Here is a 15,253-nt window from a genome sequence, read left to right as displayed (position 1 = left end):
AGGTGACCTTATTATGGTGAAAAAGAAAGCAAAAATGACGCCAGCTGCGGCTAGCGTGCAAGATAAACCTGCAACGTTGAAAGATTTGCTGCGTCCAGAAATACTAGAAGGACTCAAAGCCCAGGCTGACGCGATGAAAGCGGAGGAGCAAGCGAAGAAGGACGCAGAGAGAGCCAAGGTAGAGGCGGCACGCAAGGCGGAAGAGAAGCGTCTTGAGAACGATTTTGCCTATCAGCTGGAGAAAAGTAGATTAGACTGGCGGAAACATAAATGAGGGGGCGCACGATGTGCCTCCTTTTTTTCATGAGTGCCATGTTAGCGCTTGCAGGTTGTCAGGTGGAGCAGCATGCTGTGGAAGTGGAAACGGCGGTTGCTTCGACACCGGTACCGGCACTATTGCCAACAGCCGAACCAACGGCAAACACAACACCAGTGAGTAGCCCAACTGCGTCACCTGTCCTAGCTTTCGCAACGGTGGAACAAACCTTGCTTGCTCGTTATGCCTCTGCGAGCCCAACGAAGTGGGGAGAGCGTGTCCCTGGTGTCCAAACACGCTTACAAACGAAGAACAAAGTGATTGCCCTTACCTTTGATGCCTGCGGTGGGAAGGATGGCAGTGGCTACGATGAGAAGCTGATCCAGTATTTAATTCAGGAGCAGATTCCAGCTACGTTATTTATCAATGCTAGATGGATGGCTGCGAATCCGTCTACTTTTCAATCTTTAGCCGCGAATCCCTTGTTTGAGATTGAAAATCATGGCACCGAGCACCGCCCTTTATCTGTCACAGGCAAGCCAGCATACGGTATTGCGGGTACGAAGAGCGTCAAAGAAGTCATTCATGAAATGAATGATAATGCGGATCAAATCGAGAAGCTGACGGGGAAAAGGCCCCTATTTTTCCGTTCAGGCACAGCATTTTACGATGAGATTGCGGTAGCTGTTGCGCATGATTTAGGATTCGCGATAGCGGGATACTCTGTGCTTGGTGATGCGGGAGCGACGTATAACACGGAGCAAGTGTACAACGCGATTTCAAAGGCCACGAGCGGGTCCATCGTTCTCGCACACATGAATCATCCCGAGAAGGATACAGCGGAGGGTGTCATCAAAGCGATTCCGGTGCTGCAACAAGCGGGCTTCCATTTCGTGCAACTTGCTTCTATGGAACTTAACGATTAGGAGGACAAAGCAGCCGTAATAAATAGTTTACAAGAAAGCGTTTTCATGATACTATCTTCGTAATTTATCATTATCTCATTTACGGGGTTGTTGTCAGCATGAATGGACTAAAATTGGCAAATCCAACGAACTTGGCGTTTACTGTTTTATTAGTTTCTAGCGTTTTATTTTGTCTCTATGTTGTATTGCCGAACGCATCGTTGAAGTCCTTGGAGCAGACCATCAGTCCAGAACAAGTAAGTAGTGAAGAACATCTTGTGCCATCCTATGAACAGTTAACGGAACTAGTTGCAGAACAAGAAGTAAAACAAGAAGTGAAACAAGAAGTGAAACCAGAAGTAAAGCAAGAAGTGAAACCTGTCGTTCAGCAGTTAGAACTCGAAACGCAACAACAACCCCTACAGCGTCAAGGAAATGCACTAGCCTTTAATCAAGGGGATTATAGTAAGCAAAAGGTTCACTACACGAACAAAGTCATTGTACTGGCCTATCATCACATTGATGAAAAAGAAAACGGGATTACCATTTCCCCGAAAAGATTTAAAAGTCACCTGCAGAGGTTGAAAAAAGAAGATTACAATGTGATTTCGATGGAACATTTTCTTCATTTCATGAAGGGTGACGCTGCGGTACCTCAAAATGCGGTTGTCATTACATTTGATGACGGTTATGAATCATTTTATACCCACGCGTATCCTGAATTACTTAACTTTGGTTTCCACGCTACTAAATTTATCGTTGTTGATTCGATTGATCATCCTAAGGCACCCCGTTTGACATGGGATCAAATGAGAGAAATGAAACAGAACGGGATGAGTTTTTACTCTCATACCTACGATCATCATGATAAGGTCAAGGCGGGTTCTGACAATACACTGATGCCAATGCTAACCAATCCTATCTATTTGGAAAACGAAAAAAGAATGGAAACGGACGATGAGTATCGCAAACGAATTAAGCAGGATTTGTTAAAAGCTGAAAATCGTATTGTGGAGGAGTTAGGACCACAGTATCGTCTGCTTGCATTTCCTTTTGGTTCCTATAATGACACGGTTATTGGGGTAGGAAAGGAATTGGGAATTGAGCTTTTCTTCACGACCAAAGAGGGGATTAATACCAAAGGAAATAACGAAATTTATAGAATCCATGCAGGCACGTCGTATATGTCTGAAGATGATTTGATGTGGCGAATGAAGTTGTATCATAAAAAGTAAACCAATGATTGGGAGCCGCATTGCAGCGGCTTCTTTTTGTTCATGAACAGAACCCTATCTTTTTTTCATTTCAAAAAACTCACAAGCTGCTCGGTCATAATAGGTCAAATCGCTGACGCGCGTTTGCACCACGACGGTCGTATCACTGAAACGTAGAACAACTGCATTGGAATCGACGATATGATCATCTTTAAAAATGCGAACAACACCCTGTCGGTCAATGACCTCCTGAAAATCTGCATCCGTATGTAAACGTTGATTCCTTGCCATGTATGTATGTTCCCCTTATCACATTAAAATAGTTCTTTTTATTGTACCACAAGGTGACGAAATGCCCGAATTTAGACGAACGCCTATGCCTAGCCTAGCATAGAATGTAGCACCAATTGCTGCTAGGGCAGAGAAGGCGTGTGGTGCAGGATGGATATTCAACTTTTACCGATTCATTGGGTCTATTTAGTGTTTATTGGTTTTATTCTTACGCTTCTTGTAAAACGCAGAGATACGACGATGATTTGTGTGGTGGGTATTTTTACATTAGGGTTGCTAGCGACGGAAACGTTGAGCGGCTCCGTATCAGGCGTATTTAACAGCTTTATTTATGCGACCAAAGAGTTAATGGGGACGATTATGATTATCTCCATTATCGTGGCCATGAGCCGCGTCTTAATTCGCACGGGGATTAATGAAACGATGGTGGCGCCGCTTACCAAATTTTTGAGAACACCTGCACTCGCATTCTGGGGTATTGGGATCATTATGATGGTGACGTCTTGGTTTTTTTGGCCTTCCCCTGGGGTTGCGCTGATTGGCGCTGTCCTGTTGCCCGTCGCTGTTCGCGTTGGCTTGCCGGCACTTGGTGCCGCGATGGCGATGAACCTCTTCGGTCATGGGATTGCGCTATCTGGTGATTACATTATCCAAGGCGCGCCTAAATTGACAGCGGATGCAGCAGGATTACCGGTATCTGCCGTCATGGAAGCGAGTGTTCCTCTTGTCATTGTGATGGGGCTTGTGACGACAATAACAGCTTTTTGGCTGATGCGGCGTGATATGCGAAATGGCAAATGGCGCAGCGGGCTCGTCGACTCCCGATTAGAGGAAAGCGGAGGCCTCGTTCCTGTAGGGGAAGAGACCAAAGTGTTGATTGGTGAGCGTTTAAAACGAACGCTGGCGATCCTAATTCCTGTGCTGTTCGCGCTAGATGTTATTGCCATGTTTGTCTTGAATTTGCAAGGCGGTGATGCAACCGCTCTCGTGGGTGGTACAGCGGTATTTATCTTAATTGCAGTCACCTTAATCGCTCATCGCAATGCGGGTGTGGAGAAAATCACATCGTATTTAATTGAAGGCTTTGTATTCGGCTTCAGAGTCTTCGGACCCGTCATCCCGATTGCGGCTTTCTTCTATTTAGGTGACTCCGCAATTACGGAGCTATTCGGTAAAATCCTGCCTGAAGGTTCACACGGTCTTGTGAACGATCTAGGCGTGGCACTCGCAGGCGTTGTGCCTTTGAATGGAGCCATTGGTGCCGTGACACTAACCGTCGTCGGCGCCATTACAGGCCTCGATGGCTCCGGCTTCTCGGGCATTTCCTTGGCGGGCTCCATCGCGCAGCTGTTCGCGACCGCCATTGGTTCAGGCGCAGCAGTTCTGACTGCGCTAGGGCAAGTAGCCGCCATCTGGGTCGGCGGCGGGACATTGATCCCGTGGGCGCTTATTCCAGCCGCGGCGATCTGCGGTGTGAGTCCGTTCGAGCTCGCGCGACGGAATCTGAAGCCTGTGCTCATCGGATTGGCTGTGACAACGATTGTGGCGATGTTTTTGGTGTAGGTAGCCGCAAAAAATGGAAAAAATGGGGCACCTCCATGTTGGGGTGTTCTTTGGTTTGGGGCTAGACGTGGGGATAAAAGCAGAAAACCTGCGAATATGCAGGTTTTTTTGCCGATTTCCCCCTGCAGATGGGGATTCCTGCAAATATACATCTTTTTTTCCTCTTTTTAACCTAGATAGATGAAAAATCCTTGAATAACTGCATATTCGCAGCAATTTGCCGATTGTTATAGAAACTCTAAAAAAAGCCTGCATTTTCGCAGGTTTTTCTGAATACGAGTAACTACTCAGCCGCCTCGCACTACACACCGCTCCCCTCCGCACCACAAGCTGCCCCTCGCCCCCACACTAGTCCCCATCAAACTAACCCACTCTCCCCAACACGTTCCATCGACTTCAGCACATACGAAAACTTGAAAATCAACGATAATGCAGCGCAAGCGATGAAAGCCACTCTTATTCTCCGCCAAATGACCAGTAAGATCCTCTAAATGGAAGTTGCCTATTGTCTATCATTCGCAGTAAGCTTGCATATAAAGGAAAGATTTCCAAAGGGAGCTGGGAACAGATGGAAGCGAAATTTTGCAGCAGCTGCGGAGCTGCCATGGAGACGCGTGATGTGGATGGAACCGAGCGAAGAGCCTGCACAGCATGCAGTTTCGTTCATTGGGGGAACTACAGCGTTGGGGTTGGCGCACTAGTGATGAAAGATGAGAAGATTTTACTTGTTCGTAGAGCACAAGAGCCAGGTAAAGGAAGATGGACAAATCCTGGCGGCTATATTGAGCAGCATGAACTCATTCAGGATACAATCACCCGTGAAGTGATGGAAGAGTGCGGTGTTGAAGCTTCCGTTTCACGTCTAGTTGCTCTGCGTGATTTGCCAAGAAGCATACATAATGTGTACATTGCTTTTGAAATGGACTACATCAGTGGAACCCCTCAGCCAGATGGCGTAGAGGTAGATGCAGCAGGTTTTTATAGCCTGGAAGAAATGGCTTCCATGCCTGTAGCCGATTTTACCAAGTGGCTCATCGATGTTGCCATGCATTCCAAAGGAGATGGGCTCGTAGAGGATACGGATCCCGTTATTACGATGCCTGGATACGGATTGTACCGTGTACCCAGGGTAAATACGGTATGATCGAACCTATCATCCAGCTGCGTGGCCACCATTTGCTATGTCTACTGGGCTATAGAGGGATGGGGTACTCCCCTGCATTTTGTGAGAATATGACGACGGTGTACGAGCAATTGCGGACTGAGCCTGAGACAATGATTCGCGTTGTGCTGGGGCCGGATGATTTATGCGCCGAATTTCCCAAAGATGAAGTTGCGCATTGTGAGAACCGGACCGTGTATCAACGTGACGCCGAAATCGTTGCCAAGCTTGGGTTAGCTGTCGGTATGGAGCGGACGTGGGCGACCATATGTGGTCAAGTTGCTCTAGAAGTGCGGCCTGCGGACATCAGCAACTTATGTGCAACCTGCCGCTGGGAACCCTATGGCGTATGTGCGGATGGTGTGCGAATCATCGGAGAGGGTGGCGCCTTGCCGCCCGTACCGAAGAAAAAATAAAAAGAACTGTCCACACGTAGATCCGATTGTCTACATGAGGACAGTTTTTTTATTTTGCATGTCGACTAATGTTCCATCTTAAAGGAAGGCACTGATCTCATACAAAAATACTGACATCCGAACCCACTTCCATCTTCTCTGCAGGGGATGTAAGAATATTAGCGACCATCCGCATCTCATCGATGGGTTGAAGAAAAGATCGTAACTGACGGCTGTCCTTCTGATCAGGCTGCAGCCACTTCTCCATATGTTCCTCATCGAGAATAGCTGGCATGCTAGCGTGATACGGAGATACAACGGAGTTGGATTCCGTCATTAGCATCATGCACGTACGCAGCTCCTCTCCACCGGAAGGTGCTTGCCAAATATCGTAGAGCCCTGCGATACCGAACGTTCCGCTCCGCATTTTGAAACGAATCCACTCGGTCTCCTTCCCTTCTGTCCGCCCCACGTAGAAACTGCTGCAAGGGATGACGCAACGTTGCTTTTTGACAATACGCTCGAATACGATGTTGGAGAAAATGGAGTTGCGTTCACCGCAGACAGCATCTTTGGCCCAGAAAGGCATCAGTCCCCAACGGAATTCATCTAACAGACGCTCTCCTTTGCGATTAATCATCACCGCAGACACAGATTCAGTAGGTCGCACCTCATACCGATTGGAACTGTAAGATAAGAGCCGATCGACGCGGAATTGCTTCATGACTTCGTGCACATCAGCCAGTATGGCTATGGAATGACACATGGTTATCACCTCATTAGATTTTGGTATATTATTTTCCTAATGCAACCAATTCATGTATGAGGCTTAACACTTTTTTCCACGGCAACTCCAAATGAAAAACCCAGAAGCATTTTGCTCCTGGGTGTAAGGGTTATTCAGCTATCGGTACTTGAATATCTGCTGCATGGACGTGAATACGATTCTTGCCGTTGCGTTTGGCGGTGTATAGGCATTCGTCAACAAGCTGAAACCAAGCTTTTTTCATCGTGTTTCGATTATACGTTGCGAGTCCGATGCTCATGGTCAATTTGTAATCAGGCATTTCTGGAATGACGGTACCACGAATGGTTTCCATAATTGTATCGCAAATGGGCAGCACATCCTGATCCGACTTCCCAACGAATAGAACAGCAAACTCCTCACCGCCGTACCGAAAAGACATATCATCCGGGCCAAGCACGTCTTTGAGGAGGCTGCCGATGGTTTTGAGAACAACATCACCAACCCAATGACCATAATTATCATTAATGAGCTTAAAATTATCAATATCCATCAGGGCGAGCACGAGAGGTGTATCGTGGGGCATATGGGAAATAAGGTGATCCGTATGCTCTTGAAAAGAGCGATGATTGAAGAGCTCCGTAAGCGCATCAACTTTGGAAAGACGGTCAATCATGACGTTGCGAATCAGTAGATCTTGCTCGCGTACGACTGAATTCTGAAGCCTGGCGAGCAGGTCAAGCCCGCGGCTCATAATCGCAAAACAAAGCATGGATGTTGCGGTAATAATCGTGAGGGATACAATGATCTCGTAGGGGTTTGCTGATTGTCCTCTAACCAGCTGGATGAATAGCAGTAAGAGAAGACAAGCAATACCGAGACTGTAGGCGAAAATAACATATCTTTTCTGAAAATAGATCGATGCTAACAAAATAGGCATGCTGAGCAGCTCGTAACTGTGTGTCATTTCAGGTATACAAAGGATGAATATACTAATCATGGTCATGGTCCATGTGATCATGATAAAATCGCTATAGTACTTTAAATAGTGCATGGCCAAATAGCCTAAGCCCATAACAAGTAGCTGCAATGATGTAGGAACAAGTTGGAAGCGAATGAAGCTATCGAACCCATTCGTCGGTTGCTCACTAATTTCAAAGCCTAAAGCAATCGTAGCAGCTATTTCATAAATGATGAGGATCCACCACAGCATTCGAATGAGCTTTCGATTCCAAGTTGGATCATGTGCTGGAAATTGTTCCATCAAAAGGAGGCCACTTTCCTTTCAGGGCAGAAGGTGTCGAAATGATTTGTGCCTTATCCTGATATTGTAAAGAATAACCCCCTCTTTAGGCAAGCAATTAATGATGTTAACCGATTTGTTTATAAAAATATACAGAGTCATTGGGGAGGCTTATGACAGCTCTAGGGTATGTGCATGCATGGGAACATTATAAGGACGAGCTTCTGCTGCTAGATAAAAAGCTAGAGCTTCTCTATAAGCGCCGTCAAAAGCTGACGCCTGATCCGCAAACGGATTCATTCCGCGGAATGTTTGTATCGGAAGACGAATTTATTCGTCTTATTGGCGGATTCAATACGGAAGAAGAAATCGATGAGGAAGAGCATGAACTGCTTGGACAAATAGAGTTGCTGGACAGTGCAATCGCCGATCGCCTGGCCCATAGCCGTAAGTCAGGTGTTTTTCTGCCTTTGGCTTATTTGTCTACGGTTTTCGGCTTTTCTTCTATAGAAGAGCGTTTCGTTATGCTGGGGCTTGCTGTGGAACTGGATCGGAAATATGAGCGCATTTTCGGCTTTCTGTTAGACGATCTAACTAACAAAACGCCTAATATTAGCTTGGCGCTGCAAATTGCTTGCCAAAGTCCGGAGGACATGCGGGCTGCGCGTACGACATTTATGGCACCGGATGGCAGATTAGCCCGCTATGTGCTGCATCCAGACACACTTGTCGCGGGTGGTCAGACCTTATTGTCCAAACCCTTGCAGCTGGATAAACGGATTGTGACCTTTCTGTTGGATTCAGGGGAGTTAGATCCGAAGCTGAAGCCGGCGGTTGAGATTGTGTATCCGGACGATGAACTCTCTCCCTTGCTGGTTCAAGAAGATTTTCAGCAACGACTGCGTGGTTTTATTGCAGACATGTACGAGGTGCCCGTGACGGAGCGCAAGCGCCTTGCTTTCCACTTATGGGGAAATGCAGGATCTGGTAAAAAGCTGCAGGTGAAGCATCTCAGCCGCTCCTTCAATAAGCCGCTGCTGCTTGTGAATCTGGCAGATGTCCTTCTGCATGCGGTGAGCTTTGAAGAGCAGATCAGCATCATCGTGCGCGAAGCGATTCTGCACCAAGCTGTGCTGTGCTTTACACAGCTGGAGGTGCTTTACCCCGATGAGCCGGACTTGGCTGCCCAGCAGCGGCTCGGTCGGTTCCATGAGCTGCTCGACGGCTATGGCGGCATGGTCTTTCTCTTAGCCGGTAAGTTCAACCGGCTAAGCTGGAAGCCCAAGGAGCGGCTGCTCCTTGAGCATGAGCTTGCCGTGCCAGACGAAGGCGGGCGCGAACGCCTGTGGCAGGCATTCGCGCAGGAGCTCGGCGTCGCTGGCGATGTAGATTACCGGGTGATGAGCGGCAAATTCCGCTTCACCCCAGGGCAAATTCGCCGCGCGCTCACGCTGGCGCGCGGGTACTCGTCCTGGCAGACGACAGCTGCCGGGACGGGCAATGCCGGCGCACTGCGCAGCGATGCGCTGTATAAGGCTTGCTACCAGCAAGTGCAGCATAAGCTGGAGCGTAAGGCAACGCGTATTGAGCCTCGCTATGGGTTTGGGGATGTCATCCTCCCCCCAGAGCAGAAGGATCAGCTCCGCAACGCGTGTAATCAAGTAAAGTATCGCGGCGTCGTGTACAACGATTGGGGCTTCGAGAAGAAGTTAGCCTACGGCAAGGGGCTCAGCATGCTCTTCGCCGGGCCGCCAGGTACAGGGAAAACGATGTCGGCGCAGGTTGTAGCCGGGGACTTACAGCTGGAGCTGTACAAGGTAGACCTCTCCCAGGTGATCAGTAAGTACATCGGTGAAACCGAGAAGAACCTGCACGAAATTTTCGAAGAGGCGCAGTTGAGTAATGCGGTGCTGTTTTTCGATGAGACGGATGCGCTATTCGGGAAACGCTCCGAGGTAAAAGATTCCCATGATAAGTATGCGAACATTGAGACCGCGTATTTACTCCAAAAAATGGAGGAATATCAGGGCATCACGGTTCTGGCTACCAATCTATTAAATAACATTGATGAAGCTTTTTTGAGGCGGATCAATTATGTTATCAAGTTTCCGTTTCCGGACCCTGAATACCGGGAGAAAATTTGGCAGTCCATGTTTCCGCCAGCAGCGCCTCTTAACGATGATGTTGATTTCAAATATCTAGCCCAGCGTTACGAGATAGCAGGGGGGAACATCAAGAATGTCGTTCTCTCTTCCGCTTTCTTGGCGGCGGAATCAGGTGAATCTATTCGGATGGGGCATATTATCAAGTCGATCCGACATGAGCTTCAAAAATCAGGTAAAATCCTTGCACGACAAGAGTGGGAAGATTACTAGATATACTAGAATATGTAAGTAAAAAGGAGGACTCACACGATGTGTGAGTTTTCATTTTTGTATGCTGTATACGCCATTTTTTGGTCAAAAATCGCCAAAATTCGAGGAAAATGCATAAATAAATAATATAATTCCTATAGTCAACCTGAGGGTTTACATCTATAATAGAAAAAGATACACAATGCGACATAAAGATCATCTTTTTTACAAGTTTAGTAGGTATTTAGAGGCAGGAAGTGACACTCATAGGCAATTATTCTGTGATCGCTGATGTAAGTGCATCATTAGTTAAGCTACTTAGAGAAAACATGACCCCAGATCCCATTCCGCAACCAGAAATGATTGGTCTAGCATCACCAGTAGATAAAGGGGACTTCTATCTCTCTCTCTATCTTTATAATGTTCGTGAGAGTGGCAATAATCGCCAAACCCATATGATTGCTAGAGGAACGAATGAAATTCAGTTTCCTCCTATGGTTGTCGATTTATGTTATCTAGTTACCGTGCAGTCGCCGGCCGAACTCTCATCGCGAGCACTGGATGAACATCGGATTCTTGGCAGAGCCATGCAGGTATTCTACGATCATTCCATCCTTAGAGGTTCAATGACAGTCGGTACGTTAGCTGAGCAAGATGAAGAAGTTCGTATCGTCATGGATCCTTTTAAAGGTGAAAGTCTCATGAATATGTGGAATTTCTCAGATACCCCATACAGACTCTCAGTCGCCTATACGGTGGGGCCAGTACATATTGATTCAACTCGTATCAAAACAACTAAAAGGGTTTCGGAAACCGATTTTCGTATTCAAGGTTAGGAGGATCCACCTGTGGATCAGATTCGAATATCACAATTGAGATCCCGTGTATCCCTTGTTGTGTGTGTGATAGACGCACTCTCCTCTGGGGCTCCTCTTGGCAACAAGACCACTGTACACCTAGAAGGCTCCCGTTCGAAAGCAATTCGCAAATCGAATGGTTCCTATATATTCAACGATTTATCCCCCGGCGAATACCGATTATCGGTACAGAGCGAGTATTATTTTCAAGAACAAACGAACATCACGGTTGGCACACACAATTTTATTGAAGTCGTTCAATTGAAACCGTTACCTTCATACCCATTTTCCCAAGGGGCAGGACTTATTCGAGTCATGTTGCAGAATGCAGCAGGGGCTCCGATCTGTGATGCTCACTTACAGTCGACCGTGCTAACGGAGGACTGCGCGCGCGCGCGATTAATGGTTGATCAAGCTGACAAAGGCGCGATGGAAATGACCTTAGGCTCATTTACAGGCGGCATTGTGGCTGGTGATGTGTATCTGCTGCGTGGAAGAGGTTCTCAAGCCTCGGAAGAGGTCATTCGGATTTCTGAAGTACTCGAGCATCAAAAAAGATTTCGATTATTGAATCCTCTGACCCAATCGTATTCCCGTGGCGCTATGCTGTTACCTGTGCAAGAGACCCGAAGTACAGAGCGTGGCGAGGTTGCCATTGCTTTTCGAGGTAATCGAATTCCGACGTTTCAGACGGACTTGGTCATTACTTATGGGGCAGGTGGCAAGCACAGTCACAGTATCCAAGATCTCGCAGTAGCTGAAGGAACAACAACTAATCTTGGCACGATACGTCTCGCGTAACCCTAATTAGTAGAATGGACACGTCCATCTTCTATACAAAATGACAAGCAGAAAGGAGAGAACTGGTTTCATGTCCTTTGGCCATATTTATTGAGTAAGCAGTGCCATCTGACTGAACTGGGGAACAATGGCTGACTATTTATCACCTGGAGTCTATGTGGAAGAGTTTGACAGCGGAGCACAACCGCTTGAGGGTGCAAGCACAAGTACGGCCGGGTTTATAGGGCTTGCGCAAAGAGGGGAAATTGAAGGTGTCCCTCAACTGGTTACGAGCGTAGCTGATTTCCACCGTTTATTCGGTAGCTACTTGTCCGAGAATGAATTCGGCGAATATCGTTTCCTTTCCTACGCGGTAGAGCATTTCTACTTAAACGGAGGTAATCGCTGTTTCGTTATGCGTGTAGCGCCAACTGACGCGAAAGTTGCAACGAACAAAGCGGCTACGAATAAAGAATCAGCAATTATTGAAATTGCTTCCAAGAACCCTGGAACATGGGGGAACCAAGTACGTATCGTTGTTGTGCCAGCTAGCAAAGCAAAGACGCAAATCTATGAAGTGCTAAGTGAAACACAATATCGCGTGAAAAACAACGCTGGCTTTAACGTTGGCGACGTAGTTGCTTTCGAAGCAGCAGGCGCGAAACAATACAGCAAAGTAGTCGCTTCCCAAGATAACATTATCGAGTTGTCTGTGGCACTTGAAGGTGATGTTGTTGATAGCGGATTACTGCCTGCAAAAGTATTGACGACAAGTGAATTTACACTTCACGTATTCTACGGTGACGAGGCTGAGACGTATGAGCGGGTATCCCTGAACATTACGGCAGCAAATCACATTGAAAAAATTGTTTCCCGCTCGAACATTATTACAGTGAAGGATTTGACAGAAGGTCAAGATCTTGGCGCAATCGCTCCTTTCGAGGTGCTTTCCGGCGAGAACGAGTCCGCAGGCAAATTCCAAATCGCTTTGTCCGGCGGTAGCAACGGTTCCATCGCGAATGTAACACCAGATATTTACATGGGTGTTGATCGTGGTCCAGGCAAGCGTACAGGGATTCAATCCTTCATCGATAACGATGTTGTGTCCATCATTGCGATTCCAGGTGTAACTGAGCCTACGGTTCAATTATCCCTAGTAGCGCACTGTGAAAACTTGGGCAGCCGCTTCGCGGTTCTCGATATTCCACGTGAGAAAACGAAGGTAGCGGATGTTATGACACACCGCAACATCTTCGACAGTTCTTATGCGGCTATGTACAACCCATGGTTACAAGTTTTTGATCCATTAGACAAACGCAATATTTACATACCGCCATCTGGCTCTGTCATTGGTATTTACTCCCGTTCCGACCAATCTCGTGGCGTACAAAAAGCGCCTGCGAATGAAGTCGTTCGCGGTGCCGTTGGCCTAGATTGCCAATATAACAAAGGCGAGCAAGATATTCTTAACCCACAAGGCGTTAACTTGATCCGTCATTTTGCTGGACAAGGTATTCGCGTTTGGGGTGCTCGTACAACATCGTCGAACGGTTTATGGAAATATGTGAACGTTAGACGTTTGTTCATCTTTATCGAAGAGTCCATCAAGAACGGCACGAACTGGGTTGTCTTCGAACCGAATGACGAACAGCTTTGGGCACGTGTACAGCGGACGATTGATGCGTTCTTAACGCGGGTATGGAGAGATGGTGCTCTAATGGGCGGAAGTCCTTCAGAAGCGTTCTACATTAATATTGGCCGCAGCACCATGACGCAGGACGACATCGATAATGGTCGACTCATCTGCGTAATCGGGGTTGCACCGGTGAAACCTGCCGAGTTCGTCATCTTCCGCATTACTCAGAAAACAAGAGAAGAATAGTCTAACGTTAGATATCACGCATATTAGGAAAGGGGTATACTATGGCTGGCGAACGTAGGGATCCATACCGCAATTTTAGATTTAGAATTGAAGTAGAAGGTATTCAACAAGCTGGATTCAGCGAAATCTCTGGATTTGATGCTTCCCTATCGGTAATTGAATACCGCGAAGGAAACGAAACTATCACGCCTCGGAAGCTTCCGGGACTTGCAAAATACGGGAACATCTCATTGAAATGGGGAGTTACAGACTCCATGGATATGTACAACTGGATGTCAGAATCCATTCAAGGCAAAATCTCCCGCAAAACGGTCACGATTATCGCGATCAACGAAGAGGGCGGAGATGTAGCTACTTGGCAAGTAATCGAAGCATGGCCATCCAAGTACTCAGCACCAAGCTTCAAAGGGACTGGGAACGAAGTAGCTATCGAGAGCTTAGAGCTTGCTCATGAAGGTATGACACGTACGAAGTAATACAAGGTTAGAGTAGGTGCCGGAGCGTATGTCTCCGGTTCCTAACTCTTCTTTTTGTTAAGAGGCTTAGCCTCATCACCACGAAGGGGGTAACAACAACATGGCTTTCAAAACAGAATATGAATTTGAACTTCCTAGAGGATATGTTGATGATAACGGTACGCTTCACAAAAAAGGTGTTATGCGCTTAGCGACAGCTGCGGATGAAATTTTACCGATGCGTGACCAACGTGTTCAGCAAAACCCAGGCTACTTAACGATCATTTTGCTTACACGTGTCATTACCAATTTAGGGGACTTGCGTGCGATTGATACACGTGTCGTTGAAAAGTTCTTTACAGCAGATTTAGCATTCTTGCAAAACTTTTATCGTCAAATTAACGAAATGGACGCGCCAAGAGTTCATACAAGCTGTCCAAAATGTGAGCATGAGTTTGATGTGGACGTGTCTTTTTTGGACGAGATGGCGTAACGGGCTATCCCATAGACAAAATATATGAAGAAGTAGGCTTCATCGCTTACTATTTTCATTGGTCACATGATGAAATTATGTCGATGGAACACCGTGAACGCCGTACGTGGTGCGAGGAGATTTCCCGCATCAATCGCAATTTGAACGAAGAAGGTAAAAAACAGCCAGATAATCCGTTTGATGTGTTTCGGTAAGAGGTGAGTAACAAATAATGGCGAAGTCATCCAAATTGCATAATGTAGGCGGTAACTTTCGTTTTCTCGTTGAGCTTGATGGACTGATCGTTGGAGGATTCTCCGAAGTGACGGGCATGAAGTCAGAGATCGAAGTAAAGCCGTATTGGGAAGGTGGCTTGAACACCCATCCACACTACATGGTCCAACATACGAAGTACCCGAATATCGTGCTCAAAAGGGGCATTAGCAATGCCAGCGAGCTATGGGATTGGTACAATAACGCTGCTCAAGGCAAAATCAGCCGTAAGAATGGTTCCATTCTTTTGTACAATGTTGAAGGTAAAGAAATGTGTCGTTGGGAATTTACGAGTGCATTCCCTGTGAAATGGAACGGCCCAGATCTGAATGCGGGAAGTGCGAATGTCGCGATTGAGTCGCTTGAGCTCGTGCATGCGGGATTGAAGACGATTTTTAAGAAATAA

Annotated in this window: 17 protein-coding genes; 14 read left to right on the top strand and 3 right to left on the bottom strand. The window is 46.9% G+C overall.

Annotated features, from left to right (window positions below; genetic code table 11):
* Nucleotides 1-13: 13 nt before the first annotated feature.
* The 3 genes from J2736_RS22645 (at nt 14) to J2736_RS22635 (ending at nt 2,396) form a co-directional block, all read left to right on the top strand.
* Nucleotides 14-274, top strand: coding sequence for a YqkE family protein (locus J2736_RS22645; RefSeq protein ID WP_310500865.1), 261 nt, complete (start codon nt 14-16; stop codon nt 272-274).
* 29 nt (nt 275-303) lie between these two features.
* On the top strand, nt 304-1,182 hold the full coding sequence (locus J2736_RS22640) for a polysaccharide deacetylase family protein (protein WP_310500864.1): 879 nt from the start codon (nt 304-306) through the stop codon (nt 1,180-1,182).
* Between the two features lie 98 nt (nt 1,183-1,280).
* Nucleotides 1,281-2,396: a polysaccharide deacetylase family protein gene (locus J2736_RS22635; RefSeq protein ID WP_310500863.1), complete on the top strand. Its 1,116-nt coding sequence runs from the start codon at nt 1,281-1,283 to the stop codon at nt 2,394-2,396.
* A 54-nt stretch (nt 2,397-2,450) separates the two neighbouring features.
* Here the strand turns inward: J2736_RS22635 and J2736_RS22630 are convergent, their stop codons facing one another.
* Nucleotides 2,451-2,666 (bottom strand): hypothetical protein, encoded by a 216-nt coding sequence (locus tag J2736_RS22630; protein ID WP_173116080.1) that lies wholly within the window; start codon nt 2,664-2,666, stop codon nt 2,451-2,453.
* Between the two features lie 150 nt (nt 2,667-2,816).
* Between J2736_RS22630 and J2736_RS22625 the strand changes: the two genes are divergently transcribed.
* The 3 genes from J2736_RS22625 (at nt 2,817) to J2736_RS22615 (ending at nt 5,807) form a co-directional block, all read left to right on the top strand.
* Nucleotides 2,817-4,229 carry a hypothetical protein gene (locus J2736_RS22625; RefSeq protein ID WP_310500862.1) on the top strand — a complete coding sequence of 471 codons (1,413 nt, stop codon included), beginning with the start codon at nt 2,817-2,819 and terminating at the stop codon, nt 4,227-4,229.
* A 568-nt stretch (nt 4,230-4,797) separates the two neighbouring features.
* Nucleotides 4,798-5,373 (top strand): NUDIX hydrolase, encoded by a 576-nt coding sequence (locus J2736_RS22620; RefSeq protein WP_310500861.1) that lies wholly within the window; start codon nt 4,798-4,800, stop codon nt 5,371-5,373.
* Entirely contained in the window at nt 5,370-5,807 is a 438-nt protein-coding gene (locus J2736_RS22615) for a DUF1284 domain-containing protein (RefSeq protein ID WP_310500860.1), read from the top strand. Before J2736_RS22620 ends, J2736_RS22615 begins: the two co-directional genes overlap by 4 nt.
* Before the next feature lie 97 nt (nt 5,808-5,904).
* Here J2736_RS22615 and J2736_RS22610 read toward each other — a convergent pair whose 3' ends face one another.
* A complete protein-coding gene (locus J2736_RS22610) occupies nt 5,905-6,552 on the bottom strand; it encodes an SOS response-associated peptidase (RefSeq protein ID WP_310500859.1) in 648 nt (215 codons plus the stop codon).
* Nucleotides 6,553-6,682: 130 nt separating this feature from the next.
* Nucleotides 6,683-7,795 (bottom strand): GGDEF domain-containing protein, encoded by a 1,113-nt coding sequence (locus J2736_RS22605; RefSeq protein WP_310500858.1) that lies wholly within the window; start codon nt 7,793-7,795, stop codon nt 6,683-6,685.
* Between the two features lie 152 nt (nt 7,796-7,947).
* Between J2736_RS22605 and J2736_RS22600 the strand changes: the two genes are divergently transcribed.
* The 8 genes from J2736_RS22600 to J2736_RS22565 all read left to right on the top strand — a co-directional run bounded on the left by J2736_RS22600 (nt 7,948) and on the right by J2736_RS22565 (nt 15,253).
* Nucleotides 7,948-10,149: an ATP-binding protein gene (locus tag J2736_RS22600; protein WP_310500857.1), complete on the top strand. Its 2,202-nt coding sequence runs from the start codon at nt 7,948-7,950 to the stop codon at nt 10,147-10,149.
* Between the two features lie 236 nt (nt 10,150-10,385).
* A complete protein-coding gene (locus J2736_RS22595) occupies nt 10,386-10,964 on the top strand; it encodes a Pvc16 family protein (protein WP_310500856.1) in 579 nt (192 codons plus the stop codon).
* 12 nt (nt 10,965-10,976) lie between these two features.
* Nucleotides 10,977-11,786, top strand: a complete 810-nt coding sequence (locus J2736_RS22590; RefSeq protein WP_310500855.1) for a carboxypeptidase-like regulatory domain-containing protein — start codon at nt 10,977-10,979, stop codon at nt 11,784-11,786.
* Nucleotides 11,787-11,913: 127 nt separating this feature from the next.
* Nucleotides 11,914-13,647 carry a phage tail sheath family protein gene (locus J2736_RS22585; protein ID WP_310500854.1) on the top strand — a complete coding sequence of 578 codons (1,734 nt, stop codon included), beginning with the start codon at nt 11,914-11,916 and terminating at the stop codon, nt 13,645-13,647.
* A 41-nt stretch (nt 13,648-13,688) separates the two neighbouring features.
* Nucleotides 13,689-14,123, top strand: coding sequence for a phage tail protein (locus tag J2736_RS22580; protein WP_056612231.1), 435 nt, complete (start codon nt 13,689-13,691; stop codon nt 14,121-14,123).
* 100 nt (nt 14,124-14,223) lie between these two features.
* Nucleotides 14,224-14,595, top strand: coding sequence for a hypothetical protein (locus J2736_RS22575; protein ID WP_068664310.1), 372 nt, complete (start codon nt 14,224-14,226; stop codon nt 14,593-14,595).
* 11 nt (nt 14,596-14,606) lie between these two features.
* Nucleotides 14,607-14,789 carry a DUF6760 family protein gene (locus J2736_RS22570; RefSeq protein WP_081787256.1) on the top strand — a complete coding sequence of 61 codons (183 nt, stop codon included), beginning with the start codon at nt 14,607-14,609 and terminating at the stop codon, nt 14,787-14,789.
* 17 nt (nt 14,790-14,806) lie between these two features.
* The gene (locus J2736_RS22565) at nt 14,807-15,253 is read left to right on the top strand and encodes a phage tail protein (protein ID WP_310500853.1); all 447 of its coding nucleotides are present in this window, start codon (nt 14,807-14,809) and stop codon (nt 15,251-15,253) included.

This window comes from Paenibacillus qinlingensis (assembly GCF_031455095.1).
Classification (GTDB): domain Bacteria; phylum Bacillota; class Bacilli; order Paenibacillales; family NBRC-103111; genus Paenibacillus_E; species Paenibacillus_E qinlingensis_A.
Note: the sequence above shows the minus strand (reverse complement) of the source record. Positions and strands in the feature narration are given on the sequence as shown.

Coding starts and splice junctions, on each gene's coding strand:
- J2736_RS22645 (WP_310500865.1), top strand. CDS start 14: ATGGTGAAAAAGAAAGCAAAAATGACGCCAGCTGCGGCTAGCGTGCAA.
- J2736_RS22640 (WP_310500864.1), top strand. CDS start 304: ATGAGTGCCATGTTAGCGCTTGCAGGTTGTCAGGTGGAGCAGCATGCT.
- J2736_RS22635 (WP_310500863.1), top strand. CDS start 1,281: ATGAATGGACTAAAATTGGCAAATCCAACGAACTTGGCGTTTACTGTT.
- J2736_RS22630 (WP_173116080.1), bottom strand. CDS start 2,666: ATGGCAAGGAATCAACGTTTACATACGGATGCAGATTTTCAGGAGGTC.
- J2736_RS22625 (WP_310500862.1), top strand. CDS start 2,817: ATGGATATTCAACTTTTACCGATTCATTGGGTCTATTTAGTGTTTATT.
- J2736_RS22620 (WP_310500861.1), top strand. CDS start 4,798: ATGGAAGCGAAATTTTGCAGCAGCTGCGGAGCTGCCATGGAGACGCGT.
- J2736_RS22615 (WP_310500860.1), top strand. CDS start 5,370: ATGATCGAACCTATCATCCAGCTGCGTGGCCACCATTTGCTATGTCTA.
- J2736_RS22610 (WP_310500859.1), bottom strand. CDS start 6,552: ATGTGTCATTCCATAGCCATACTGGCTGATGTGCACGAAGTCATGAAG.
- J2736_RS22605 (WP_310500858.1), bottom strand. CDS start 7,795: ATGGAACAATTTCCAGCACATGATCCAACTTGGAATCGAAAGCTCATT.
- J2736_RS22600 (WP_310500857.1), top strand. CDS start 7,948: ATGACAGCTCTAGGGTATGTGCATGCATGGGAACATTATAAGGACGAG.
- J2736_RS22585 (WP_310500854.1), top strand. CDS start 11,914: ATGGCTGACTATTTATCACCTGGAGTCTATGTGGAAGAGTTTGACAGC.
- J2736_RS22580 (WP_056612231.1), top strand. CDS start 13,689: ATGGCTGGCGAACGTAGGGATCCATACCGCAATTTTAGATTTAGAATT.
- J2736_RS22575 (WP_068664310.1), top strand. CDS start 14,224: ATGGCTTTCAAAACAGAATATGAATTTGAACTTCCTAGAGGATATGTT.
- J2736_RS22565 (WP_310500853.1), top strand. CDS start 14,807: ATGGCGAAGTCATCCAAATTGCATAATGTAGGCGGTAACTTTCGTTTT.